Source organism: Microcystis sp. LE19-131.1A (genome assembly GCF_027532015.1).
In the GTDB taxonomy this organism is placed as follows: domain Bacteria; phylum Cyanobacteriota; class Cyanobacteriia; order Cyanobacteriales; family Microcystaceae; genus Microcystis; species Microcystis ichthyoblabe_A.
Map to the genome: position 1 here is coordinate 1 of NZ_JAPZSS010000137.1, position 26,668 is coordinate 26,668.

At 40.9% G+C, this 26,668-nt stretch carries 23 protein-coding genes and 2 pseudogenes; 15 read left to right on the forward strand and 10 right to left on the reverse strand.

The genetic code is table 11. From position 1 onward, the window contains the following. Positions 1-131 (forward strand): annotated as a pseudogene (locus O9323_RS11545) (IS630 family transposase); the annotation flags it as partial. Positions 132-271: 140 nt separating this feature from the next. Here O9323_RS11545 and cas2 read toward each other — a convergent pair. The 3 genes from cas2 to csx18 are packed head-to-tail and all read right to left on the reverse strand — an operon-like array spanning position 272 to position 1,837. Then, positions 272-550 carry a CRISPR-associated endonuclease Cas2, Ssr7093 family gene (gene cas2, locus O9323_RS11550; protein WP_002741946.1) on the reverse strand — a complete coding sequence of 93 codons (279 nt, stop codon included), beginning with the start codon at positions 548-550 and terminating at the stop codon, positions 272-274. Positions 551-552: 2 nt separating this feature from the next. Then, a complete protein-coding gene (locus tag O9323_RS11555) occupies positions 553-1,545 on the reverse strand; it encodes a CRISPR-associated endonuclease Cas1, Slr7092 subtype (protein WP_288125140.1) in 993 nt (330 codons plus the stop codon). Positions 1,546-1,558: 13 nt separating this feature from the next. Then, positions 1,559-1,837: a CRISPR-associated protein Csx18 gene (gene csx18 / locus O9323_RS11560; protein WP_002741944.1), complete on the reverse strand. Its 279-nt coding sequence runs from the start codon at positions 1,835-1,837 to the stop codon at positions 1,559-1,561. Positions 1,838-2,031: 194 nt separating this feature from the next. Here csx18 and O9323_RS11565 point away from each other — a divergent pair, with 194 nt between their 5' ends. From O9323_RS11565 to O9323_RS11600, 8 genes are all read left to right on the forward strand, one after another. Continuing rightward, complete coding sequence (locus tag O9323_RS11565) at positions 2,032-3,285, forward strand: helix-turn-helix transcriptional regulator (RefSeq protein ID WP_287231138.1); 1,254 nt, start codon at positions 2,032-2,034, stop codon at positions 3,283-3,285. 117 nt (positions 3,286-3,402) lie between these two features. After that, positions 3,403-6,414, forward strand: a complete 3,012-nt coding sequence (cas10, locus tag O9323_RS11570; protein ID WP_288125141.1) for a type III-B CRISPR-associated protein Cas10/Cmr2 — start codon at positions 3,403-3,405, stop codon at positions 6,412-6,414. Then, a complete protein-coding gene (locus O9323_RS11575; RefSeq protein WP_288125142.1) occupies positions 6,414-7,553 on the forward strand; it encodes a type III-B CRISPR module-associated Cmr3 family protein in 1,140 nt (379 codons plus the stop codon). The genes cas10 and O9323_RS11575 overlap by 1 nt, the downstream gene beginning before the upstream one ends. A 58-nt stretch (positions 7,554-7,611) precedes the next feature. Beyond that, the gene (gene cmr4 / locus O9323_RS11580; protein WP_002737749.1) at positions 7,612-8,391 is read left to right on the forward strand and encodes a type III-B CRISPR module RAMP protein Cmr4; all 780 of its coding nucleotides are present in this window, start codon (positions 7,612-7,614) and stop codon (positions 8,389-8,391) included. Positions 8,392-8,400: 9 nt separating this feature from the next. Further along, positions 8,401-8,964, forward strand: a complete 564-nt coding sequence (locus O9323_RS11585; protein WP_002751434.1) for a Uma2 family endonuclease — start codon at positions 8,401-8,403, stop codon at positions 8,962-8,964. 20 nt (positions 8,965-8,984) lie between these two features. Further along, positions 8,985-9,380, forward strand: coding sequence for a hypothetical protein (locus O9323_RS11590; protein ID WP_002751436.1), 396 nt, complete (start codon positions 8,985-8,987; stop codon positions 9,378-9,380). A gap of 63 nt (positions 9,381-9,443) precedes the next feature. Next, positions 9,444-11,447, forward strand: a complete 2,004-nt coding sequence (cmr6, locus tag O9323_RS11595) for a type III-B CRISPR module RAMP protein Cmr6 (protein ID WP_288125143.1) — start codon at positions 9,444-9,446, stop codon at positions 11,445-11,447. 4 nt (positions 11,448-11,451) lie between these two features. Further along, positions 11,452-12,900, forward strand: a complete 1,449-nt coding sequence (locus O9323_RS11600; RefSeq protein ID WP_288125144.1) for a hypothetical protein — start codon at positions 11,452-11,454, stop codon at positions 12,898-12,900. Positions 12,901-13,338: 438 nt separating this feature from the next. On the opposite strand, the gene O9323_RS11605 is transcribed toward O9323_RS11600, so the two are convergent. Both O9323_RS11605 and O9323_RS11610 read right to left on the reverse strand, forming a co-directional pair. Beyond that, entirely contained in the window at positions 13,339-13,611 is a 273-nt protein-coding gene (locus O9323_RS11605; protein WP_002751442.1) for a lipopolysaccharide assembly protein LapA domain-containing protein, read from the reverse strand. A gap of 369 nt (positions 13,612-13,980) precedes the next feature. Beyond that, positions 13,981-14,433 carry a hypothetical protein gene (locus O9323_RS11610; RefSeq protein ID WP_002737059.1) on the reverse strand — a complete coding sequence of 151 codons (453 nt, stop codon included), beginning with the start codon at positions 14,431-14,433 and terminating at the stop codon, positions 13,981-13,983. Positions 14,434-14,664: 231 nt separating this feature from the next. Here O9323_RS11610 and O9323_RS11615 point away from each other — a divergent pair, with 231 nt between their 5' ends. The 5 genes from O9323_RS11615 (at position 14,665) to O9323_RS11635 (ending at position 19,617) form a co-directional block, all read left to right on the forward strand. Further along, complete coding sequence (locus tag O9323_RS11615; protein ID WP_288125145.1) at positions 14,665-15,516, forward strand: alpha/beta fold hydrolase; 852 nt, start codon at positions 14,665-14,667, stop codon at positions 15,514-15,516. Positions 15,517-15,942: 426 nt separating this feature from the next. Then, on the forward strand, positions 15,943-16,251 hold the full coding sequence (locus O9323_RS11620; RefSeq protein ID WP_002735547.1) for a DUF6679 family protein: 309 nt from the start codon (positions 15,943-15,945) through the stop codon (positions 16,249-16,251). 159 nt (positions 16,252-16,410) lie between these two features. After that, positions 16,411-16,872: a cupredoxin domain-containing protein gene (locus O9323_RS11625; RefSeq protein ID WP_002735338.1), complete on the forward strand. Its 462-nt coding sequence runs from the start codon at positions 16,411-16,413 to the stop codon at positions 16,870-16,872. Further along, on the forward strand, positions 16,869-17,954 hold the full coding sequence (gene cax, locus O9323_RS11630) for a calcium/proton exchanger (protein ID WP_002751443.1): 1,086 nt from the start codon (positions 16,869-16,871) through the stop codon (positions 17,952-17,954). Before O9323_RS11625 ends, cax begins: the two co-directional genes overlap by 4 nt. Positions 17,955-17,997: 43 nt before the next feature. Next, a complete protein-coding gene (locus tag O9323_RS11635) occupies positions 17,998-19,617 on the forward strand; it encodes a S8 family serine peptidase (RefSeq protein ID WP_288125146.1) in 1,620 nt (539 codons plus the stop codon). A 202-nt stretch (positions 19,618-19,819) separates the two neighbouring features. Here the strand turns inward: O9323_RS11635 and O9323_RS11640 are convergent, their stop codons facing one another. Continuing rightward, complete coding sequence (locus O9323_RS11640) at positions 19,820-20,986, reverse strand: DUF3376 domain-containing protein (protein ID WP_288125147.1); 1,167 nt, start codon at positions 20,984-20,986, stop codon at positions 19,820-19,822. Between the two features lie 133 nt (positions 20,987-21,119). Between O9323_RS11640 and O9323_RS11645 the strand changes: the two genes are divergently transcribed. Further along, positions 21,120-22,352, forward strand: coding sequence for an ISAzo13 family transposase (locus tag O9323_RS11645; RefSeq protein ID WP_036388435.1), 1,233 nt, complete (start codon positions 21,120-21,122; stop codon positions 22,350-22,352). A 7-nt stretch (positions 22,353-22,359) separates the two neighbouring features. Here O9323_RS11645 and O9323_RS11650 read toward each other — a convergent pair whose 3' ends face one another. From O9323_RS11650 to O9323_RS11665, 4 genes and pseudogenes are all read right to left on the reverse strand, one after another. Then, the gene (locus O9323_RS11650; RefSeq protein ID WP_288125148.1) at positions 22,360-24,225 is read right to left on the reverse strand and encodes a patatin-like protein; all 1,866 of its coding nucleotides are present in this window, start codon (positions 24,223-24,225) and stop codon (positions 22,360-22,362) included. A 168-nt stretch (positions 24,226-24,393) separates the two neighbouring features. Then, a pseudogene (locus tag O9323_RS11655) lies at positions 24,394-24,678 on the reverse strand (S26 family signal peptidase); the annotation flags it as partial. Beyond that, on the reverse strand, positions 24,654-25,934 hold the full coding sequence (locus tag O9323_RS11660) for a DNA cytosine methyltransferase (RefSeq protein ID WP_002751448.1): 1,281 nt from the start codon (positions 25,932-25,934) through the stop codon (positions 24,654-24,656). The pseudogene O9323_RS11655 and the gene O9323_RS11660, both read right to left, overlap by 25 nt. An 85-nt stretch (positions 25,935-26,019) precedes the next feature. Next, positions 26,020-26,658 carry a HEPN domain-containing protein gene (locus tag O9323_RS11665; RefSeq protein ID WP_002751449.1) on the reverse strand — a complete coding sequence of 213 codons (639 nt, stop codon included), beginning with the start codon at positions 26,656-26,658 and terminating at the stop codon, positions 26,020-26,022. Positions 26,659-26,668 lie beyond the last annotated feature (10 nt).

Below are 26,668 nucleotides of genomic sequence, written 5' to 3' on the forward strand. Positions count from 1 at the left end.
ACTTTTCTGACTTTTCTTCAGCCATTTATGAATGTTTGAATGATGCCCATCTGAAACATAAAAAAGAACTGGATTCTTTGCTGACTCTACGATTTCAGAAGTTTAATAAATCTCAGATTATGAACGTCTAAAGTATAATTATAGCTAGATACGGTCGCACAGTCAACCCCATAAACCACAAAACCCTTATCCTGTGGTAGATCGAGGGATTTTACCGGAAACCGAGGTTATCTGCTCCCACCCCTATCCGTCGCTAGTCGATGATACCGAATCAGATGATCGTAGAACTTGGCGCTTTAGTTAGCGGGACACCGCCTAAAGTCTCTATTTGTGCTAAAGTATGGCCAGAGATGGGGTAAAATCGAATACTATCCTCGTTTTCTTTGATTTGCTTTTGCAGGCGTTCTCTTAACTGATTGTATAGAGATTTGCTTAAAACACACTCGAAAACTGAATACTGAACCCGTTGGCCGTATCCTTCTAGTAAATCAGCCACTTTTTTACGTCTTTTATTGCAGGGAATATCATAGGCGATGACATAAAATAACATGATTAACGGATCAAATAGGGCTGATACCCATTACTGGGGGAATAAACAAAGGATTTAAAGCATTTAACCTGTTGGTATAACAAATCCCAGCGCGGTTGTTTTTCCTCCTCGCCGGATTGTACTTCTTCTTCCATTCGCTGAACAAAAGCTCTTAACATTTTTTTTCGCCCGGAACTATTTAAATAACAGCCACCATTTCGATAGTCAAAATCTTCCAGAACACTGATCACACTTCGATTAACAAGATACAACATCAAAGAATCGATAATCGGTGCGCGAAATTCCTCGATTAAATCAGACGCTAAGGCAGCGTGACGTTCCGAACTTTGATGCAAACAAGCATCATAAGGATCGAGTCCTTGAAGCTCGATTAAAGCCAGCAAATGGTTCCATAGTATCTGATAACCGAAACTCAAAATCGCATTGACCGGATTACCCGGAGGACGACGGGAACGACCTAAAAAGGTGAAATCAGGATTGATCAAACAGTCTCCCAACGCCGAAAAATAACTGTGGGCTGCCGCTCCCTCAAAACCGATCAGACGATCAATACTCTGGGCCTTGGCCGACTGTTCGATCAGATACTCGATACTTTGAATCGATCGAGCCATATTATCCGTTCCCCTTTTCCTCTGTTGTCGGAGCAGAATAACCCGACTATTTTTTAATTTCGCCCCCACGATCGCCCTAGCTACTATTAATCGATCGCTCGCGCTCAACTGCTGCTGGTAACGACTTAGATAACGATAACCTCGCTCGATCGAGATCGAGCGCCCGTAACAATAACCGATGCGTGACAGATAAACGATCGGGATATTTTTCCGTAAACAAGCGCGGATCGCCTCGGTCGTCATCTGAGACTTGCCGAAAATTAAAACCTGTTCCACCAGAGGTAATTGTACCGACCCTAGAACCTGCCCTTCTCGCTTAACTAGCAGGTTTTCCCCCTTGACAGACACATAACAACCCTGTTGGGAAACATACAGACATCTCATCTGGATACCTCCCTCACTCGTCCCGTCTTCTTTCGATCGAGCGATTGGCTTCCCGATGGGTGAGTCTGTATGTTTCTCTGATACTATCTGGTAATCGATCTCGCCAGAGCCAGATCACCACTCGATCGCCTAGGGAAACAACGATAAATGTGGAAAGCGTGATCAGGGCCGTGTTCACAATCACCGCCAGTAATCCTAAAGGTGCAATTAAGAGGATAATCAGCGTAATTGTTCCATTAACTCCCGATACCGTACAATTCCGAATGAAAGCACTCCTTTTGGATATATACATAACCTTTTTCTCCTAGATAGAGAGCGACACTCCCTACCAAGATAGCCCTAAATATCTCTTCAATACCCTAAAAAGCCAATAATTTAACCCCTCGATCGAGCGGCTGATTTTTCCAGTCCTGATCGGATTTTCTAGCCCTCGGAGTGAAGTAAATTTATATTGGCTTTCCCCTTGACTGAACCGATTGCATCTGTATGACTCAGCACCCCAAATCCCCTAGGGAAAGAACACTGCGTGAACGAGATAGTCGCGAGTTCCAGCGACTTATGCTCCTGATCGCCACCCTCGTCCGACACCCCGGAGTCGGTTATCAAACCCTCGATCCCTCGGAAAATTACCATTCGGGGAAAGATCACAACGCATTAACAGAAGTACAGGAACGGGTGAGAGAACTCGCCGCCACCCTCGCCCTCGGTTGGCCTGCGGAATATCCCTCCATTGCCACCCTGAGAAAAGACATAACGACCCTACGGGATTACAAAATTCTCGATCGCCACATCTATCGCTGGGGGTATTATCTCGGCACCGGGGTTATGAGTCCCGACGAACTTAAAATCGCCTTTGATGCACTCCGCTCCCGGGCCCTCTATCAGGGTGATCCGAGAATCCGTCAGGTCTATCACCAACTCGATCGCCGTCTTCAAGGGTTTACACTCGGCTCCCGAGCTGACTTTCTCTATCCCGTCTGGGAACAACTCGATCGACCGATCAACTATACCGATCCGGAAGAGATGATGGAACGGGGAAAATATCGCCAAACTTTATACGAGAAAATCGACACCCTAGAACAGGCCATTGTCCGGGGAGAGGTAATCGAGATCGCCCGACCGATCGATCCCTATCAAAAGAAATTTACCGGGCTTTTCCCGATCTATCCCCTCCAGTTAATTTACCGTGACATTGGTTGGTATCTCCTCTACGAAACCTATCCCGATGGCTGTCTGGCCATCGGCCGCCTCAATCGTTTCGCCGGTCATTGTCGAATCCTCCCAGAACCCTCTCGCTCCCTCGAAGAACAGCGCCACAGCCTCAATAATGCCCACAAACTGATTAAAAATGGCTGGGGCTTGAATTTGGGGGATTTAGCGGCGCAAAAATTGGAATTAGCGGCACAATTAACCCTAATTACCGTTAAAGTTCGCTTTTTTCATCCTGTGAGTTACTTTATCCGGGAGGGAGAAGCACGTCACCCCCGGCAGCAGTTGACAAATCCCCAGATCGACCCGCAGACGAAAATCCTTAACTCGATCGATTACCACATCGCTCTCCCGTCCCGTTCCCTGGAAGAATTTCTCTGGTGGGTACAGCGCTATCTCGAACAGGCCCAGATTCTCTCTCCCCCAGAAATGGCGGAAAAACACCGGCGATCGGCGCAAATGTTGGTCGATCGATATTCTCCCCCAACAGACGATAATCATAGTAAAAAATTCATACCACCAGAAACTTAGACGGGATAAGCTTTTGAAGCTTTTTAGAAAAATCTTCAAAATATCGTGTTATCTCTAGAGGTTCCTAAGGCATATTGATATACTGAGAACATCGGTCAGCAAGGAATTGAGGCGTTTATGGCCCTAGGATACTGGCAAGCGAAAATCTGGGGACTACTACACGATCCCGTCTTCAAAGCCCTACATAGCAACTCAGGACGCGGTGATAACAGTTTCTGGAGAGATTTAGAAGTAATGAAGTTGTGGGGAAAACATAACCCCGAAGAATCGACTAAAAAAATTCTCAAACAAATCAAACTAGCTGACTATATCACCTCAGCCAGCGATCGATCGGCGATCGGTAGTTTAACCCAATTCGTTAACTACGATCGAGAAACAGGTCTAGAATTGCGTCACCTCCTCTCCGGAGAACCCTTAGATCTCAAATTAGCCGACACAACCCATAAGAAAATCGCTTCTAACCGCACAGATTACTTAAAAGAACAGGAAAACCAACTATTTAACCAAATTCCCGCCAGATTACGCACAGGAATCTCAGAAAACGAAGCTAAAGAACTATTTTGGTGGTTATGGCGCTGTCTTCCCCAAGCGGCGACGAAATTACTCGATGACGAAAATCTGCTTTTAATGCCCGCCGAAACCAGAATACCGGACGGATCGATCTGGAGTCATGCCAGTTTAACGGCAGCCATCGCCGGGTCCCTAGCGGGATATGATCTCACCTCCGAGGATGTGGTCAATAAATGGCCGACAGGAAAACAATTATCCCACGCTTATCTCGTTAGTTTCACCTTTTCCCCTGTGCAAGAACTAATCAAAGCCAGCCGCAAAATGCGCGATTTTTGGGCAGGTTCTTGGATTCTGCACTATCTATCTGCTCAAGTCTGCTGGCAACTGGCCCAACAATACGGTCCCGATAGTTTGATCTATCCCTCTCTCTACGCACAACCCTTAATCGATCGATGGTTACTAGAGAAATATCCCGATTTTAAACCCTGGATCGACCCACCGAGCGATCGACAATTACTAACCGCCGGATTTCCCAACATTATGATCCTCGTCTTGCCCAAAGATAAGGTGGCAGCGGCCATGCAAACCGCTAAATCTAGTTTATTAAAAGAATGGAAAGAAATTAGTCGGCAAGTTTTCGAGGAATTGGGAGAACGTCACTGGATGCCCAAATTAAAAGAAAATAGTCGTACCTGGGACAGTTGGTTAAATGCCCAATGGCAAACCTATTATGTGGGAGTCCCCATCGGTAGAGAAGACCAACTCCTCACCAGTAGCGAAATTTATCAAGAAAACGAAAATAGTGCCGAAAATCAAGCCGAAGACCCAGAAAAAGCGCAAAGCTGGCGAGATAAACAAAACGAACTTTATAATCTCTACGATAAAAAAGCTCTATTCTTAGAAAAAGAGCAGGAATTTCTGCAAAAAGCTGGAAAACTACGCCTTGAGAAATGGAAAAAACATCCCTTTAGTTCTAATGTTGGTTCTTGGTGGAGTAGTGCTTTCGATCAAAACCGTTCGGCCCTTGCTGCTGTCAAAAATGCCCGCGATTGGCAGATTCCCACCGCTTTCGGCCCCCGTTCCACCATTTCTGGACTTGGCCCCGTCGTCCATCCCGATAGTAACAACGATTGGATTAGCGAAAAAGCAAGCAAAGAATATTGGCAACGAAATGCCGGATTATTCGATGGGATCGAACAACTCAACGCCACGGAAACCGTTAAACGGGGATTACACCTAATCCTGCCAAAACTCTTAAAAAATAGCGACCAAGAGCGTCTAGATGCCGCTTATCCCGATTTAACCGTGGGAGTCGCCGGTTATCTCAAAACAGGCGGTGATCTCGACCATTTTCATCACGCTTGTCGCACCATCTCGCGTAGGTTAAGAGAAGACGGGAAAAAGATTCCCCCGGCACTTACCCAACCCTGGGGAATCCCCTACATTGACGATCACATCGAACCAGAATATAAACGTTATCACCCTCGATTTCTCAATGCGGGATGGTTAGTAGAAGAACTAGAGATTGCCGATGAAGAAATGGCTAATTATCGCCATCAATTAAGCCAATTAATTGACCAAAACTATCCCAACAATAACCCGGCTGATTGGTATGTTATCGCCGCAGGAGACGGTGACGGAATGGGGGAATGGTTAAAAGGCCAAGAAATGAAACCCTATCGAGAATATATCCCTAAGTCACTTCATCAATACGCCGATCATCCCCCGACCGAAACCGATACCCTAGAAAAAGAAGTACAAAAAGCTTTTGGCGATTTTGTCACCCTCAAAAAACGCATGGGACCATCTACCCATAGCGCCCTCAGTCGCGCCCTTTTAGACTTCTCTAATCAACTCGTTCCCTACCTCACCGAACAACGCTATGCAGGACGCTTAATCTATGGTGGCGGTGATGATGTTCTCGCCTATACTAATCTCTGGGAATGGGATAAATGGTTATGGGATATCCAGCAATGTTTTAAGGGAGAAAAAGACCCCCATGGGGAATTTAATAACGCCGGTGACTATTGGCAATGGGAAGGCGAAAAACCTGCCGAAAATCTCTCCAAACGTCCCCTATTTACCATGGGAAAGCGGGCGACTATCAGTTTCGGTATTGTCATCGCTCATCATTCCGTACCCCTTGCTATCGCCCTAGAAAATCTCTGGGAAGCCGAGAAAAAAGCCAAGGAACACGCCTATAAAGGCTTTGACGGCAAAAAAGGCAAAAAAGATGCTGTACAAGTGCGCGTTCTCTACGGCAACGGAAACATACTAAAATCTACGGCTAAGTTTGATGTTTTTTATCAATGGCAACAACTCTTAGAATTCGATTTAGATGCCAGTATCTTTGAACAAGCTGCGACAATTTGGGAACAACATCCCGCACCAGTACAAGAAGCGATTTTTCCATGGACAAAAGCCTTCTCTAGCCGTCGGGAAAATCTAACAACAGAGAACAGAGAAGCTTTTCAAAAAGACCTAAGCAACTTTCTCAAACATCTTTGGTTAACCACGGAAAATGCTCCTAATGATCTTAACGAAGCCGTGCGTAGCTGGATGAAACTAGCGGCTTTTATGACTCGAAAAAGAGAGATTAAGATCGGAGGTTCCATTTAATGTATTGGTACACAATCACTCCCCTAGATGTTCTTCTCCTACGCGATGCCAAACCCTTTAGTCCAGGAGAAAGAGCCTGGGCCGGAAGTACATTTCCCCCCAACGGTCACACGATCGCCGGTGCTTTAAGTGCTTTACTAGATCGCTCTAAAAATAGTTATTTTAAAATCACCGGTCCATTCCTATCTTTTGCTGGAGATACTTTATATCTACCCCGTCCTTTAGGATTCGCCAATTCTGACCCATTAATTCCTATTTCTTGGAGTGATAATTTAACGATTTCAGAAAAGCATATATTTTGGGATCGATCGAAACCTGCCCCCTTAGCTAAGGCTAAACCTAACAAAAATTGCCAAAATCGAGAAAATGAAGCGGAAGAAGAGAAAGAAGGTAAATATCGTCAGTATCTACCTTTTAAAGTTATTCTCGATTATTTAAACACAGGAGCGATCGACCCTTGCCAATGGTTAGTAAAACACAAAGGAGAAAATAAACCCTGGCAAGAAGAAATTCGTTCCCATAATGCCATGAAACCGGGAAGTAAACAGGTAGAAGATGCCGATGGATACTTTGTGGAAAAAGCGATCCGAATGCTACCCGGTTGGAGTATAGCGATCGGAATTGATGTTAATATTCCCACTCCCACAACTTTGCGGTTAGGAGGAGAAGGACACCGAGTTATACTGGAAAAATGCGATAATTTAGGTCAACAATGGCAAGAATTAAAACAACAATCCGAGGAGAACTTTAAACAAATAAATAAAGCGATCGCCTATCTCGTTACCCCCGGTATTTTTGAACGCCGTCACGATAATAATCAAGCCATTTGTCGCTCTTGGCCCTGGGAATGGAAACTCGCCCATACTGTTAATAGTAATCAGAAACCGGGCAATCTAGTCAGTGTCGCAACCGATCGAGCTATCCCGATCAGTTGCCGCATTCAATCAAAAGAAAATACTAGCATTCCCGCCCCCCAAGTCTTCGCGGCCCCCGCCGGTAGTCAATACTATTTAAATCAACCTGATCGCCTATTTCAAGAGCAGCCCGATAGTCCCGAATATCACCAACGCTGGCGCAAATTAGGCTACTCGGAATTACTTTGGATCAAATTTGATCGCTGTTTTTGGACAAGCGAATAGGGGCAAATTAGGCTACTCAGAATTACTTTGGATCAACTATAAAGGAGAATAATTAATCATGAACTTAATCCACTTTTATCTACTTTCTCCCCTACATACCGGAGGAACCACTCAAGAGGGGAATCTAGTGGGTATTGCTCGTGAATCCCATACCACTTTACCCTATATTCCCTCCAGTACAATTCGCGGGAAAATCCGTTCTTTAGCTACCGAAGAAAACCTAAAATTTAAGTTATTCGGTAATGAAATCGATAAAGGTGCAGAAAACTTGGAACAGGGAGACATCTGGATAGGAGATGGTTCGATTCTCTGGTTGCCCGTCCCTTCCCTTAGTCACGGTGTCGTCTGGATCACTTCTCCTTTACTTCTTCGTCGTTGGACAAGATTAACTAATCCTAGTCTGACAATTCCCCCCGAATATAGCTGTAGTTTTAAAAAGGCCAACACCAACGTTTATCTCAAGGATGCCATTCTCAAGGTCGATGATCTAAAAGACTGGTCAAATTGGCAAAGTTTTATTCCCAAAAACTCTGTCAGCAGTGGCATTAATAAAGTCTTAGTATTACCCGATCAGCATTGCACGACTCTAATTCAAATGAGTTTATGGAGACAAGTTAAAATTAAATTAGATGAGCATAAATCCGTCGATGGAGGATTTCGTTATGAAGAAGCTATTCCCCCCGACACCTTAATGTATTTTCCTTGGGGTATTACCTCTCAAGCTAATGGAACCAGACAACAATCCCAAGCTGATTTTAAACAGTTATTAGCAGATAATGACATTCTACAAATCGGCGGACAGGAAAGTTTAGGACGTGGTTTTGTGCAACAATGGTAGAGGTAATTTATGACAGCTAATCTTGCCTTAGCTAAATGGTCAGTGGTCGATTATCATCGCATGATTGCGGCGGGAATTTTAATCGATCGGCGTGTAGAATTACTGAATGGAGATATTCTCGAAATGAGTCCAGAAGGACCTTTACATAAAGACAGTGGAGAAGGATTAGCCAACTTTCTCCGTCAACGTCTCAAGGATAAAGCATGGGTAAGAGAAGTTGGACCCATTACCTTAGAAAACTCAGAACCTGAACCCGATATCGCTGTAGTTTTTCCCCCTCGTTCTCGCTATCGAGATCATCATCCCTATGCTGATGAAATTTTTTGGTTAATCGAAATTTCCGACTCAACTCTCAGTAAAGACTTAACCGAAAAAAAACACATCTATGCCCAAGCTGGTATTGCAGAATATTGGGTAGTTGCCATCAAAAATCGAGAGATTTATGTTTTTCGTCAACCGATAAATTCTGATTATCAATATCAAGAAAAATTTAGTACAGGAACCTTATCTGCTGCTGCATTTCCCGATATTGTTATCTCTCTTGATGCCCTTTGGTCAGGTAATATTTTTTAACTTTTGGAGCCAAAATAACCATGACATTCGACCCTAGAACGATTAGCAATCCCGTATTCACTGCCTTGCAAAAATTGTCCTCAGATACTGCTGATAATAGTCGCCGCAAAGAACAAAAAAATCAAGCTATTGAACTTTATACCTATCTTTCTACTTGGGGAATGATGCGACTAAAAGCCGAAGAAACTGCTATTAGTAAAGACAAAGAAGGTAAGCGAGAAGTTGTTAAAATATACTTTGAGTGTCTTGAAGAAATCTCGAACAACCGGAATATAGCCAACCCACAAGGATTAGACACATTAAAAAAACTTTCCACTGATGATTATCTAGGACTAACGGGTTTAGGCTTGGAAATCGCCCAAGAATTTAGCTTCTGGGCTAATGCCATCTATTCCGATGTGGAAAGTGGGGACTAACTCAGGTAAATTGTCACCACAGTTTTTATAATTCATTGAACTAGAAAGGAAATTATAATTATTATGTCCCATAGCCCCTTACAACGTCCTAATCGCCCTCAAAAACCCACCCTAAAAAATCAAGCTATAAAACCCACAAATAACAACCAACCCTCCAGACAGCCTCCTAGGAGTGGCGGCGGCAATAATAACGGCGGTGGCGGCAATAACAATCCTCCTCCACCCTCACCGTGGTTAGACCCCGAAAACGAACCTCAACCCGACCAATCAGCCAGTTTTGTCGAATATCTCCGTTGGATGCGTGCTGCCGACTATCCACACAAAGATGCGACTAAAACCCAAATTCTGCAAACAGCCCAAGAAAATGCTAACTATACTCAGCGTCTTGAGCAACTCAATCAACGTACCCAACTGTTAGCGAAAGACGGAATCGCTTTTCAAGTCAAATCCACTTGGCGTATTCGTGTCGGTGGTCATCGCGGACCGGAAAGTATTCTTTTACCTGCCTTTGATGCCCTCGGAATGCCCTATATTCCATCTAGTACATTGCGCGGTGTTGCCAGAAACCAAGCCATCCGAGAAATCATGGCGGAAAATAATCTGGAATGGAAAGACGCGGAAAAAGAAATCGCCCCCTATTTTGGTGATATAAACGCCAAAGAGGAAAAAAATAAAACGGGTAAAGTTGTCTTTTTTGATGCCTATCCTTTACCTTCTAAGAACGGGGGGTTAGAAATGGACATGGCTAATAATATTTGGTCATGGAAAGATGATTCTCTAGAATATTCTCCTAACCCTAATCCTTTTTTCTCTCTCAAAGAACCAACTTTTTTAATTGGTTTACGTTTACGTCTAGCTAGTAACTGTCAAGATGAAAAGATACTTGAAAAGGTAAAACAATGGCTGAAAAAAGGTTTACAGCTTGGCATAGGTTCACAAGTCAATACAGGTTATGGACAATTGATCTTATCTGGAAAAAACCCAAGATTAGAATCGGAATTTTATCGATTGGATTTTGAGCTAGAAGGTCAATTAATTCATGGTTATCAACGATTCACCCAATGGCAATGGAATGAGCGACGCAATGAATGGCAAATGCGGAGCGCACCCGTTGCAGAAGTTCGTCCGACAGCCTTTAAATCGATGATGCGATACTGGTTTCGTGTTTTTGCATCTGGAGTTTTACCTATTAACAAAGTTCAAGAGATTGAAGCTAAATTAATTGGAGGTATTAATCCTAAAAAATACGGTGTTCAAGAGATTGAATCTGAATTATTTGGCGGTATTAATCCTAAAAAATACGGTTATCTACAAGTGAATATTCTTGAGGGTAAAGTTACCCAAAAAGAACCTCGAACCAATCCTCAGGGTAAAAATGATCCCTGTGGTGAACAACGGGGAACTTTAGTCTTATCTTTGTCTTCCGAAACTCCAAAAGATAAACAAGAAGCTGTCAAAAAATTAGCTAAATATTTGACTTGGTTTTTAGCTAATATGGGTGGTATTGGTCAAGGTGCGAGAAGACCTAATTATTCTCGCAAAAGTCGTGAAAGCGCCCCATGGTTTCGTGGTTCTACATTTTATATTGACAGTGAAGAAGATTTTTGGGCAATGCCCAATAATGTGCAGGGGTTTAAACAACAATTTCAGCAAAGATTGCGAGATTTTTATAAATCTTTAAATCAAGTTACTGGCACTAATATAAACTCTAATAATTTAAGGATAGCTGGTCAAGTTTCTCAAAGTAATTGGATTGATGCGGCCGATAGTAATTGTCAAATTTTTGTCTGTGCAGGAAATGAACAAAGAGGTAAACCCCATGCTTTAGCAATTCTTCACAGTGATACTTTGAAAATTACCGGTAAAAATGGTCAAAGAGAATATGATGGTAATCTCTGTGGTAAAGTCAGTGGTGGAGCTAAACCATCTCCCGTGTGGATTGCTGATTTAGGAGATTACCAGATAGTTACTGTATTCGGTGCTAATCTGAATCCCCGTCAAGAGTTTATCAAACAATTAAGAAGTAATACAAGTCCTCAAAATTTTGCTCAAATATTCCCTTTATAATCTCATGAAATCAATTTTAGTTGCAACGATCGGAACCAGAGATTTAATGTTTCAAGTCACCACTGGTGACTGGTATAATATTGGCGATGATCGCATGAAAGGTGATATTCTCGGAGAACAGATAGAAGTAGTGTCTGATTTAGCTCTGACCGAAAAATCATCTTTTCGAGAAATATCCCAATACCTTTGGGAAAACATTGAATATTATGGCGATCAAGTAAAACCAGTCATTCTGGGTAAACTTTTGGAAGATAAAATCAATGATCTCGAAAAAGTTTATTTAGTAGTAACTGATCAAAATGAAACAGTAAAAGAAAGAGAAAAAGATACTCTTTACTCAGGAGAATTAATTAAGTATTGGCTAAATAAATTAAATTCTGATTTGGTAGTAAATATTCTCTATATAGGTAGAAATGATGAAAACCCTTCTAACTTCGAGGAAATGTTCCGTTGGTGGCAACAAGTATGGAAAGAAAATATAGAACCTCAACCCGATCAACCCATTTTATTGTGCTTAAAAGGTGGGGTGGGGCAAGCTTCAGAAGCGTCGAGAATTTCGGGATTGAGTCTTTATGGAAACGATATTAAATTCTATGAATTTATTCCCACTCCTCATGACAATCAAAAGGGCATTTCTTCAGATTACACAGGGCCTTTTTTAGGGACTAACTATCTTTGGGATCGCACTCGACAACAAGCCCTACAATTATTAGAACGCTATGATTATGCTGGTCTTCATAACTTAGTTAAACCTTACTATGAACAAAATAAACAAAAATGGAAAGAAACTTATGCTCTAATTAAATCTGGAGTAAGCTGGAATCAAGGACAATTTGAAGATTTTTTTCAATCCGCTTCTTTTAGTTTCAATAATCAACAAAAAGAGCAGCATCAACAATATTGGTGGATGGCCTATGAACAAGCTTATACCGCAGTAGTTAGACTAAAACAAAAAAATACAACCGAGGCTATGCTTCATAGTTTCCGAGCGGTAGAAGGCTTAATTTATGAGTGTTTAAAACATGAATTTAAAGACTATATGGTTAATTCTGAATATACTTATTCATCTTTAAAATCTTCGGTCTTAACTAAGTATCCTGATTTGAGCATATTGTTTGTTAATGGGACAAATAAAACTGACATATTATTAGACAGTCGCAATCAACAACGAGTAATTGAGTTGTCTATTAATGTCGATCTAAAAGCTTGGGGTTCTGAAGAATTGCGTAATCATAGAAATCGATTATCTCACAAATTAGGAGGTATTAGTGAGAAGGAATTATATCAAGCTTGGGGAAAAGATACTTACAATCAAAAAGACTGGGAAAAGCGAATTTTAAATTGTCTCAATCTAATCACAGAAAATAAATTTAATTATTTATGGCAAGGAAGTTTATTTGCTTCTATTCATGAGAGAGTCAGAACAGCTATCAAAAATTATAATGTTGTTTAAAGTACAAAATGCAATTAGCTCCTACAATATACACCCGGGATGCTGCCGATAAATGGCTCTCTTGTTCTTGGTGTGATCAGTTTAACTTATATAAGACCGATCGATCTTTGTGTCCTTTGTGTCTTTGTGGTTCGTTCCAGTCGCTCGCTGGCAAGACTGTATTTTAGAACACATTTTACCCACCAAACCCTAAGAGAACCGATAAATTAGCCAGTCAAAAGACTATTTAGGGTGTGCTGAATAAATCTAAAAACCTTGTTGGATAAGAATTTTAGACTTTTTTCCCATCAAAAAGTGCCAGACCTTGGGGTGATCGGGGGGGAAATTTAGGCACTTTTTCCCTGAAAATTAGGTAATTGACCCCCTGAAAATCGGTAAAACCCTACACCCCACACCCCACACCCTACCCCCAGGAAAAACTTTTTCAGCAGACCCTATTTAAAAATCAAACTCGTCTAACCCCGATTCTGGGGGAGAAAAGCGACTGCGAGGAGATTTTTTCGACTTTCTGAAAAAAGCGGGAATAACTGCGGCCATAAAAAATCCCATTCCCAAAGAAAAAGCCAATAAAATGCCGATGGGTACTTTAATTGACTCAAATTGTAGAAACTTTAAAGAAACTGGTTGGATATTTTGGATAGCAAAAACTGCCATGGTCATAATCCAACCACCGACAATAGCACTAGCTAAAAAATTAGTGATTGTATTCATGTTTGTCCTCGCTAGGTTTGTAGGAGATTTTTTAACCTTTTGTAGGCTAAGTAGGTAGGCTTGAAAAATTATCAGATGCCCCCCTTATTAAGGGGGGACTAAGGGGGGATCGTCACCCCCCTTATCAAGGGGGATCCCCCCGCCTTCGGCTTCCCCCCTTATCAAGGGGGGCTAGGGGGGATCGAACCTAAAATCCATTTTTAATTTAATTATAACCAGCTACTTAATTTGGGAGTTATATCCCTATTAATTTAACTTTCCTGGGGCGGAAATTACCGTTAATTGACTAAAACGTTACAATTGTCGATCGATCTCAAATAAATCTCGATCGCGATAATATAATTGTAGTCTGATCGCCCTAAGTTAGAGCTAGTAAATATAAATAGCACCCTGTTGATTGAGGTTAAAGGTGGTATAACCGGGGGTACTCCCTGGAACTTTGGTGACAGTAATCGTGACTAAATTATCTTTATTGACTTCTACGGCATAGATTAAACTAGAAGAATCGGGATCCGAGGCGGCATTAGCCCGATTAATCAGAATATATGCTGGAATTACGAAACCTTTTAGGGTTGTCTCCGTACCAGGAGATAATAATTGGGGAGAGGAATCAATATTGGCCGATAGGTCATAATTGAGGTCAATATCGGTTTGATTGATGATTTTAATCTCCACAGGACGACTCATATTCACCCTAGCGACAGGCTGCCAAGGACCCGGTTGAAAGGTGGTAGCGGGGGGATTTTGAGCGGGTAAAGAGGGGGGAAAAACTAATCCCAGACTGAAGACGAGGGAAAGAGTTAAAAAGCGATCGCATTTCATAGATAAATCTTGGTCTAGGGTTTTCATCCTATTTTAGGGAGGTATCCCCAGTGTTTTATACTTAAAGTAGAAGCTTTTGAAATTGTCTATAGCATTGATTGATCAGCTATCAGGGAATATCCTAAGCTTCCCTGATTCTGCTCCGTAAACAAGGCTAAATACACCGATTTTTCTCTAGAAGTTTCCCTAGTAACCCCTATCAACGGTTTAACTTAGGTTGAGATTGATTATATGCCTACCATCGACATATCGGGAGTATCCCACAGTTACGAGTTATTTTCGCCCCGAGCGGATAAACCGGTTTTAGTCTTTATACACGGTTGGCTGCTGAGTCGTCACTACTGGCAGCCTTTGGTAGATCTTCTCTCCCCGGATTATCCCTGTCTAGTTTATGATCTCCGGGGCTTTGGCGACTCCCAAAAAATCACCTCTAACAGTCCTCCTAGCAGTTATAACCTTGAATCCTACTCCCAAGACGTTATTACCCTTCTTAACCGCTTAAACCTCGATGCTGCTTGGTTAGTCGGTCATTCCCTCGGTGGTAGTGTTGCTTTATGGGCTGCGGATAGCTGTCCTGAACGCATTAAAGGGGTAATCTGTATGAATGCCGGCGGCGGCATCTATCTAAAGGAGGAATTTGAGCGATTTCGGGAAGCCGGAAGACAGATTTTAGAGAGAAGACCGCCTTGGTTGCCCAGTGTTCCCTTTATTGATCTTTTATTCTCGCGGATGATGGTCAAGCAAACCCTAAGTAAAAAATGGGGCAAACAGCGGGTGATTGATTTTGTCCGGGCCGATTACCAAGCGGCCCTGGGGTCACTTTTGGAAACCACCACTATCAGCGAAGTTCATCTTTTACCCCAGATTGTCTCCCGTCTCCCGCAGCCGGTCTATTTTCTGGCGGGGAAAGAGGATACGATTATGGAAGTTAAGTACGTTAACCATCTGGCCAGTTTTCATCCCTTGTTTGAAACTGGCAGCAACGTGATTGAGTTATCCGATTGTGGTCATTTTGCCATGCTTGAACAAACAGCAGCGGTGGCCGAAAAGATGATGGCTATTTTAAATCAGCATCGCTGTTAGGTGTTGGGTTTTTAGGATTTTGGGGTATTAGGGTTTTAGGGTTTTAGAGTGTTGGGGTTTTAGTTGAAATTCCCCCATCTCCCCATTCCCCCCGCAACGCGCACTAAGTGGTCTCCCCACTCCCCATTCCCCCATCACCCCATTCCATCCACAGATACTGTTAGGAAGTGAAATTTTATGTCACAATGACTCTATAAGGGCGATTTTTTAGTGAATCGCCGAGGCCGTCTATTAATCGAATCGATGTCTTTGAAGAACGTAGTCCCAAACTGGAAACCTGACTTTCCTTTCCCATTCTTGCCACTACTAGCGGAATTTTTCTCCTTTTTGTGTTACCCACGGGAATTCTTGAGCTATTGCTGAGATTGGCATTTTGTCACTTCCCGTTAGTTTAATTCAACAAAAGAAGCTGTTTAGGAGCAATTTATGTTACACCGCAAGATTTATCAATTCTGTATGGATGGTCAGGAAGTCTGCATTTTCTTGCGCGATCAGCAAAGATGGATCGATAATGCTCGTATTATCGATCTAGAAAGCGATCTCGTCACCATTCGCTACGAAACAGAAGAAGAAGACGAGATTAGTTCTTGGGAAGAAATGGTGCGTTTAGAAAGTATCGGTGCGGTGAGCAGAAAACTGGCCTCCGTGTCGCGGACGAATCCTGATATTAATGTCTCGGAAGATTGTCCAGAAGCAGAACAACTTTATCCCCATTCTCCCGATAGCTTAGATTAATTTTGTCGATTTAACTGACAGTGGCTAGAAGTCCCGAGGTTTGAACAGTGGCCAAGGGACTTTGAGGGAATGGAAGGGAAGAGATCCGCTAAGAATCGCCACTTGTTCTAAAATTATCGTCAAAGCCGCCAGATTTTCTCTATAAGCTGCAGGAGCAAAATGAATTCTAATCCCTACTTCCCTGTCCAGGATATCTATCAAAAATTTGTGGCAGTAGTAATAGTTTTAATTAGTTGTTGGTTAGTGACTTTTCCCGCCTTCGCTGCATCCGCCCCTCTAGAAGTTAAAATTAGTCTAGGCTCCGGGCAAGGAGAATTAAAATTCTTTCCTAGTCAATTAGACTTTATTGCCGGACAAAAATACAAATTAATCCTCGATAATCCCAGTCCTACTAAACATTATTTTACCGCTAAAGACTTCGCTGATGCTAGTTGGACCCAGAAAGTTGAAGCGGGAAAAGTGGAGATTAAAGGGGCAATTCACGAACTAGAATTAAAACCTAATGCACAGGCGGAATGGGTGATAGTTCCTCTCAAAACTGGTAAGTATAAATTAATCTGTACTATTCCGGGTCATGCCGAAGCGGGAATGGTGGGAGAAATTGCCATTAATAACCCATGAATTTAAGAAAAATTGTCTCCTTTGCTTTTCTATTATTTATTCCCCTATCGGTGGTCGCTAGTCGTCTTAATTGGGGAGATCAAGCTATTTTTATTACTGCCGCTTTATCGATCATTCCCCTGTCAATTTGGTTAAGTACGTCTGTGGAAAGAGTTGCCGTAGTAACCGGGCCAACTTTGGGAGGATTAGTTAATGCTATCTTTGGCAATACTACCACTTTAGTTATTGCCTTAATTGCCCTAAAAAAAGGCTTGGTGGACATCGTACAAGCCAGTATTACTGGCAGTATTCTCAGCGATTTATTATTATTTATGGGCATGGGAATGCTCACGGGAGGAATTCGCTACAAAGAGCAGGAATTTAAACCGATTTTAGCGCGGGTAAATGGTTCTTCCATGACTTTAGCAGTAATAGCGATCGCTTTACCAACTTTGGTAATATATACTTCTAACGTGGTGGAAGTTGCCGATATTCTCAGTCTTTCCCTAGTCACCGCCACGGTTTTATTAATAGTTTACGGGTTAACTTTATTATTTTCCCTCAAAACCCATAGCTATCTCTACGAAGTGGGATTAAGTAATGAAAATACCCCCGACAATCAGGTTAGTGAGGAAGAAAAAGCTCAAGTCTGGATTTGGTTACTTGTGCTGCTTACTTCCACCGTAGCTGTAGCCTATGAGTCGGATTTATTTGTTGATGTAGTGGAATCGGTGATGGAAGGATTTAATCTCACTCCTCTCTTTATCGGGGTAATTTTCATTCCTTTAATTAGCGATGTTTCTGGAATAGTTACCGTCATTCAATTAGCCCTAAAAAATCAGATGGATTTAACGGTTTCCGTGGCTATGGGTGATAGTTTATTGGTGGCTTTATTCGTGGCACCTTTATTAGTTTTTATCGGTCAATTTTGGCAGCAGCCGATGGATTTAAATTTTAATCCCTTTAACGTGGTGGCTTTAATTGTAGCGGTGGTTGTCACTAATTTAATCAGCTTTACCGGTCGTTCCAATTGGTTAGATGGAACCCTATTACTAGCCACCTATTTAATCTTGGCAGTGGCTTTTTATTACCATCCCACCTAGCCAAAAAAGAGATTCCGGTATTTTCTGAGATTTCTGTCTTAGAATGGATCGGTATCACCTTACTGCCGCAGGATTGCTGATGATGAAAAGAGGGTTTTGGTTTGTCGTCGGGTTAGTAGTAACGATAATTCTGCTTCCTTCCCTAGTTCTTTCTAATTCCATCGGTGAACAGGGAATTTATGCCGATCGCCTGCGGGCGGAACCCTATAATTTATTAGGGCGAAAAATTGCCATCGGTCAAGTGGAAATCGGACGACCGGCTCAGTTCGGTTATGATAAAGTGGCGGCTTGGCAGCCTCCCTATAAATTAGCTGGTGTTTTTTTTCGCGATCAAATTGCCAAACCCAACACCTATCTAGATAATCACGCCGCTATGGTGGCAACGGTGATGGTCAGTGATGATAAAAAAATCCCCGGAGTGGCCCCAAAAGCGAGATTATATTCGGGGGCGGTGGGTTCTTTGCGACGCGGTGGACAACCGGAAGAATGTCTTACCAGTCAAAATATTGCCCGACAAAATAGCGGTGATGTGCGAGCAATTAACTTTAGTTTTGGGGAATCTTTGCAAAGAGATCAACGACAGGAACCAAAATTAGATGGTCAAGCTTTATTAACTCAATGTGTTGATTGGTCATCGCGAGTTGAGGATGTCCTTTATGTAATTGCTGGTAATCAAGGTAAGGGAGGAATTCCCATTCCCACCGATCATTTTAACGGCATTACTACCGCTTATACAGCGACAAGAGAAGGAAAATTCACTAAAGTTGATTTTGCTAATATTAGTGCTTTGCCGGTGGGTATTGGTCGCAGTTTAATTAAACGGGAAATTAATGATGGTTCGCGACGGTCAATTAATTTAGTTGCTCCCGGCAATAAAATAGAGCTTTATGACCTCAAAGGTAAATTAAATACTGTTAGTGGCACCAGTTTCGCCGCTCCTCATATTACGGCATCCGTGGCACTTTTACAAGAATACGGCGATCAACAAATTAATCAAAAAAATCCCCATTGGAGTCTCGATTCTCGTCATCATCAAGTGATGAAGGCAGTGATGCTTAATGCTGCCGATAAAATTAAAGATACGGGGGATGGGTTACGGTTAGGTATGAGACGGACAGTCTTAACTAAAGACCAAAAAACTTGGTTAGAGTCCGATGCTTATAAAGATCCGAAAATTCCTTTAGATATGCAGATGGGGACGGGACATCTTAACACTTTTCGCGCCTACCAACAGTTTAGTAATGGTCAATGGTCGGCCGCAGAATCTATTCCTGCTATTGGTTGGGATTACGCTACAGTTACCGCTAATGGTTATCAAGATTATGCCCTAGAGAATCCCTTAAAAGCTAATAGTTTTGTTTCGATAACTTTAGCTTGGGATCGTTTGGTAGAACTAATCGATACTAATAGCAATAATCTCTATGATATCGATGAAAGTTTCCTAGATCGCGGCCTGAATAATTTAGATGTTTATCTTTTACCTGCTCAGGAGGATAATAATGCTAAATACACCTGTGCTTCCCTGAGTGATAGTGATAGTTTAGAGCATATTTTTTGTCCTGTCCCCATCTCTGGAAACTATAAAATTCGGGTTCAATATCGTCAACAAGTTAACGAAAAAGAACAAGCTTTTGCTCTCGCTTGGTGGACGGTTCCCGAATAATAAAAATGATAGTAAAATAGTAAGTAGGGTTTGCTGAAAAAGTAGGGGCGAAGCATTCGGATAGAAAATCTACGGTTTCAGCGATAGGTTATGCCCGAATGCTTCGCCCCTACAGGACGCGAGCGCCGATCATAAACCAGATTCTCTCCCCCATGGCAACCCCTACAGGACCTTGATTTTTCTTTGGCACAGTTTCCAGGGGTTATTTAGAGGTTCTCCCGAATAATAGTCCCAATAAGCTTTTTATTATCCAGAGTAATGCTAAGGTTGCAATGGTCAACACAGCCCATCTTGGTAATACATTTAGTAGATAGGCTATTACTCCAAATCCAATAATAAAAAGAAGCAATGATTTCAAAGCAGAGATGAGGGGAGAGGCTTGTGTTTTATAGCTGCTTGGACTACTTCTTTGGGACAGGAAATAGTATATATTCAGAATTTGTTTGAGAAGCTGATAAGATTGAAGTCTAAGCAGTCGTTTACCAGTCTTACTAGATTCTATGATATAACTCAAAATTATCGCTGACCGAGTGCCTAAACTTTTGAGAATATTAGAAGGTATATCTTTCACTATTGTTTCTGAACCAACTCCATATTCACCCAGGAAGTATTCTTTTTCTTTCCCTTTTAAATCTTCCAGGAAACGTTGAGCAAGTTTTGCAGCAGCTAAGGGAGTTACTGCTTTGTCAAAATAGCCACCAACATATTTGTAGTTTGACTCAGGAGTTGGGTCAATTTTTTGTTGATTCCATTCCAATTGTTCAGAAATTGCGTCTTTGAATACATTCCCTAAATTTTCCTTAAGAATAGCACTATGTCCTAAATTGACAAGCTTATTTAAGAAGTCTTCTAATTCTTTTTTGGCAAGGGTTGTATTAGGTTGAGCAAGTTTAATTAAGTCTTGAATTAGCTCATCTTTTTCTGTTTGTGTTTCTGTGGGAAAAGATTCATCAACAAGTCGCTTGACATATTCTTGAATTTTCTCTTCCTGAGTTCCTGAGAATTGTTCTAGTTCAATTTGGCGACTTACAACTCCAGAGAAGGCTTTTAAGGATTCTGAAGTTAATAACCCATCAACAATACGGTTGACTCCATCTAACCGTCCCCAAAGTATATCATTAGAACGCCAAGATTTCTTAAAAAAGCCTCCAAAAGCACGAAATTGATCTCCAGCTAATTTTTCTTCAAGTCCCTTATCTTTGCCAAATCCTTTATCAGCATCATTGGGAGAAATACGAACAAGTTTAATTGGACTGTTGTTTTGGACATCGGACAAATATTGATAGGGATATATTACTTGATCAATTAGCTGAAATTTCGCAAATTTGCCAATTGCTGGTTCTACATTCTCCGATTGTTCAGTTAACAACTTCGCCGAAGCTTGTTCTATTTTTTCTAAGATGGTTTCACCTTTGGTTATAGTTAGGAGTCGCGCAGAAATAATTTGAACATTTAATCCTAAAAAATGACATGATAGAGATAGACTCTTTTAGGTGAGAAAAATGTCAACAATTGAGGCATTAAGAACGAAATTTGAAGCTTTGATTCCTTATATGGATGAAAAGCTTAGAAGATTATGGGCAGCAAGTGAAGCAGTGGTTTTAGGCTCAGAAGGAATTAAAACAGTTACTTTCGCGACAGGATTATCATCGAACACGATAAGAGCCGGAATAAAGGAACTAAAATTTTCCGCTCCGAGCCAAAAAGAAGTCAAGCTCGAAACCAATTCAACGGATGGGGTGCGAAAAGCTGGTGGAGGAAGGAAAAAAATAACAGATACAGACCCAGGTTTGATGGAAGATTTAGACGCTCTTATAGAGCCAGTAACTCGTGGAGACCCCTGTTCCCCGTTGCGCTGGACATCAAAAAGCACCTCAAAATTAGCCAGAGCTTTAAAAGAACTAGGGCATAAAATTAGTGCGAGAACGGTCGCAAAATTATTACATGAATTAGGGTATAGTCTACAAAGTAATCAAAAAACAACAGAAGGACTATCTCATCCAGATAGAGAGAGTCAGTTTCAATATATTAATGAGAAAGTGAAAGACTTTCAGCGTCGAAATCAACCGGTTATTTCGGTAGATACTAAAAAAAAAGAATTAATTGGAAATTATAAAAATAGCGGCGCTGAATGGCAGAAAAAGGGAGAGCCAGTACAAGTATTGGTTCATGATTTTCCTGACCAAGATAAGGGAAGAATCATTCCCTATGGAATTTATGATCTGAGCCAAAACGCGGGATGGGTAAATGTAGGCATTAGTCATGATACAGCCGAATTTGCCGTAGCATCTATTCGTCAATGGTGGCTTAATATGGGAGAAAAACTTTACCCTGAAGCGGCGGAACTACTCATCACCGCAGACTGTGGAGGGAGTAATGGTTATCGAATCAGATTATGGAAAACTGAATTACAAAAATTAGCGACAGAAACGGGATTGCTAATTCGAGTAGCCCATTTACCCCCAGGTACAAGTAAATGGAATAAAATCGAACATAGAATGTTTTGCCACATCACAGAAAATTGGAGAGGTCGACCTTTAATAAATCGAGAAGTTGCCGTTAATTTAATCAGTAATACAACCACCAGTAAGGGACTAAAACTCCAAGCAAACTTGGATGAAGCTGAGTATCCAATCGGGAAAAAGATTAGTGACAAAGACTTGAAAAAAGTCCATCTTCAAAAAGACGATTTTCATGGAGAATGGAATTACTCAATTCTCCCTAATATTGATTAATAAATAATCAAGTTATTTTTGCGCAATTCCTTAATGCTTCCCAATCTTGATCTAGAGCTACATCTTTAACCTTCTTCCGTAAATTGTCCCCGATAGAATGGATTTTGTCAAAATTTAGCTCTTTGAGATTTTCTACGGTGACATCGGCTAAATCTTGACTATCTAAGATAAGACGCAACAACGTTAATAGATAATCATATATTTTTTCGCGCTTCAAATTTACAGATTGTTGATTATTGTCCTCTTCCTCTTCTGTGATGAGTTGATAAAATTTTTGTCGAACAGGTTCGAATTTTATCACTTCTTTGATAACCTGATCAATGACTTTGAGCAACTCTAGCAGCCAAGTGATTTTATTGGCTAAATTTTTCAACTCTGTATATTTGGTAATATCATCTGTATCTTTAGTAATAGCATCAGATATCAGAGAGTAAATTTGGGACAAGAGAAAGTTATGTTTTCTAATAGCATATTGAATATCTAGATTTTCAACATCTTGAGCTAGGGAGTTTAAAGGTTCCTCTCGCTTTTTAATTTCCTCAGAATTATTAATAAATTGGGTCAATAAACTGGCACTTTTTTCTAATAGTTCTTCCTGTTCTTGTTCTTTTCCAACAAAATATTGATTGTCAAAAATTACGGAGAGAACACTATCTCTTAAACTGACTAAACGACACCTCCAATAACGATTTTTGGCTTCTGTTGTTTGTTCAGATACTTCTTCATCAACACTTTTTAATAACAAATTATAGCGACGAATTTTGTCGTTAATACCTTTGATTTGTTGAAGATCTTTGCTAATACTTTCATAGCTGGGTAAACCGATTAGAGAACCCGTGATGATTTCCCAAACAGTAGGTTGCTCCATTTCTTTAAATTTGGTACTGTCAACAAAGCTTTCTGGATTGGGATCGAGATAAAATAATTGACGATTGACAGGACGATCTGCTGTACGATAATAAATGGCTTCAGTGGTATAACTAAAAGGACGATTATCTAGAACTCCCCCATCAACAAAATAGATTTTATATCCCTCTTTTGGAGGTTCTTGCGGAAGGATACGATTTCTCAAAAGCTTTCCCCATTCTTGTAGTTGGTTATCTACCTTATTATCAGACTTGATTTCGACAGGTACTACAGGAAAAGCAAGGGGAAAACAAGAGGTGATTCGACAGAGTTTAGCTAAGGCTTGTTGAGTATCTTTATCTGTCGTAGAAAAAGGATCTCCAAAATCTTGATCTTCTCGATATTTAAGCTGAAAAACGCAACGATTATCTTTGATTTCGATGACTTTTCCAGTGTTGTCAAAGGTTTTATAGATTCTTCCTAAAACATCAGTGCCAGTGATAAACAAATCTAATTCGTTAAACTCTGAATACCATTCTCCATCAGGAGCAGATTGTTGGTTATTTCCAGCTTTTTCAAAAGCTTTAAAAAGTTCTTCCTGATAGTATCCCTCGCCGTTTAAAAGAGAGTTGACATTGGTCTGATTATTTTCTTTTTTGATCGGACGCAGTAATTTATTTATATCTCCACTTTCTCGCCAAATATCTCCAAATTCCTTAAAGTCAACTACAATTTTTTCGTAGCTATTAGCAACTGCATAGCTCAAGAGAACTCCATTAATTCCTCCCGCTGAAGTTCCCGATACAATATCAACAACAATATCTGAATCTGTCAGTGCTTTAATTAATTTATAAATTCCCCGACCCCTTGTTGCGTTATAAAATTCTCGACAAACACCATTCATATAAACTGCTAGAGAAACCCCACCATAAAGCACTAATCCTAAGCGAGTTTCCTTACGAAAATCTGGTTTTTTCAAGCAAGTGGCTGACGAAGATTGTGTGTTTTGACCAGGTGTTGCAGTCATAGCAAGTCTCCACGGTTATTTGGCGTTCTAAAAGAGACAGATACAGTTGGGAGTCGTTTGTGGCGGTTGTGGCGGTTTTTGCGATCAGGGTTGGGACGCTCTACCACATTTCCCAATATAAAAGGATACACACCACCCCGCCACAAACGTTGTATCCTACACTATATTTTAATAAATCTTTACATTTATCCTGGTATTTGAGGTTGCGGGGAAACAGAAGTCAGAAAACCAACTAAAGCGGTGCAGTGGGAAAAAGCGAAAAACTGCACAGCTAATCAGGTTCTTGACTGGTAAAAATCCCCAGATATGGAAATCGTTGCTATTATTACGATTATCTCCCATGACAAATAATTCACCAGAAGGAACCTGAATTAACGGCAAATTGTAGCGCGGTGCTTCTGAAAGAAATACTCTTTGATTGGTATAATTTAAATACCGAACAGCCTCTGAGAGACACCTCGTTTTCTTTTCGGGATAACATCGTCAGAGATTCCCCAATAATTTGATGCTTGAGACATATTATATAGCAATAAGTCTTCGGGCATTTTTTCTAAAATAACTCGGTTGAGATTAGCGGTATTGATATTCATTGCTCCCATCACAGAAGAGCCAAGTTCTTTCGATAATAGCGGAATAACCGCGTTACCAATCTCACGAAAACCATGCCATATTGTGCGGTGAAACTGAAACCAATCGGGGAATGTATGTAATCTGGCGGCTTCTCGTACAGTAATACAACGAGGAATAGAATAGTGAATGGGTCTAGGAGCAGTATAGGCCCCTTTGTCACTATTAGTTCCAGCCCGGAGAGTGTTACATAAACCAGTAGGAGAAAGCTTGAAAAAGCGACTTTTTGGTTCCACTGTACCCGGTTCGGTTACGATAAATCTATCAATTGATCTTTGGGTATGAACTGAGCCTATATGTCCATAGATTTTTGTATCTACTGTTCTTTGATGGCAAAGTTTAAAAATATCCCCTGGCTGCACTGAATATTTTTTCCTCTTACCACTATAATCTAATTTTGATGCAGGTATGCCTAAATCAGTATCGATAAAGGCAGGTATTAATTCTAAATCTGAAATCGCATCATAGACGCTGGTAAAAGCTGATTTTTTGGCTGAGTTTAAATCGACGGTCTTTGTCAAAGGATATTTAGCCATCGGCACGTCTTTTCGACTACCAATTAAGATTAATCTTCTGCGCTTTTGTGGTGCGCCATATTCACTGGCATCAAGGATTTTAATTGGCTGATTAATTGTATAGCCAATAGCTTCAAATTCAGAAATTAACTCCTCTAAAAATTGTTTGTGTTTACCCGTAGCCATGCCGGGGACATTTTCAAAGATAAAATACTTGGGTTTAATTTCTGCTACAATCCGCAGATATTCAAATACAAGAGAATTTCTAGGATCATCTATTTGTCGTTTACCAATCAATGAAAAACCTTGGCAGGGGGGACCGCCGGCAATTAAACTAACATCGGTGGCATAGCCTTTTAGTTTTAATAATTCCCATATTTCTCTACTTGTTACTTTGGCTATATCCCGGCAGATAGTTTGACAATAGGGAAAGTTAAAATGATGAACCAAGGAATGGACTGCATCAAACTCCACCGCTACAGCAATATCAAATCCCGCCGCTTCTAGACCAAGGGACATCCCACCGCAGCCGGCAAATAAATCGATCGCAATTGGTCTATGTTTCACTTTGATGATTAGCTCTCTATTGTCTGCCTTTTATTATACTGTATTTCTGATATAATTAACAATTTAAGTTTTATTAAGAGTGGAATTACTTGAGCAAGTTAGTAATCAATTGATCGACTTTCTCTAATTCTTGAATAATTTGTTTAACTCTCTCTAATTCGTCGGCAGGGTTAGGCGTTTTTTTCGTTTTTATTCCCGAAGAATGAGCGATTTCACCGCGTTCTTCTCCAAAAGTATTCATATTGGCTAACCAAACTTTATCTAAGTCATCACTATCGATGCCGATTGGTAAGAGTAATTTTAATAGGTTAGTTTCTTTAATCCCATGATTTTGATCGATAACTGATTTAAAACATCTAATCACTATGTCAATTTTTTTAGTTATTTTCAGTTTGTCTAGGGAGACATTTTTGTTACCTTTAAGAGGAGTAATGGTATCGGGAGGATTTTCCATTTCTTGACCAGAAAAAGCGATTACACATAACAAAACTCCACTAGCTTTACCTTGATTATCCCAGATATTTTTTGCTGTCTGTACTGTATCCCAAACTCGATCTTCAAGATAAGATTCAATCTCAGCATGAGCAAAAACTCGATAGGCAAAAGTTAAAGCTAATTGTCTTTCAGAATATTCATTTATCTCGCTAAATTTACGAGGTAGGAATTGTTTTTTTAGTCGATTCAACTCTTTGGTTAGTTGTCTAAATCCTAGAGATTTCGGCATAGTAAAAAAA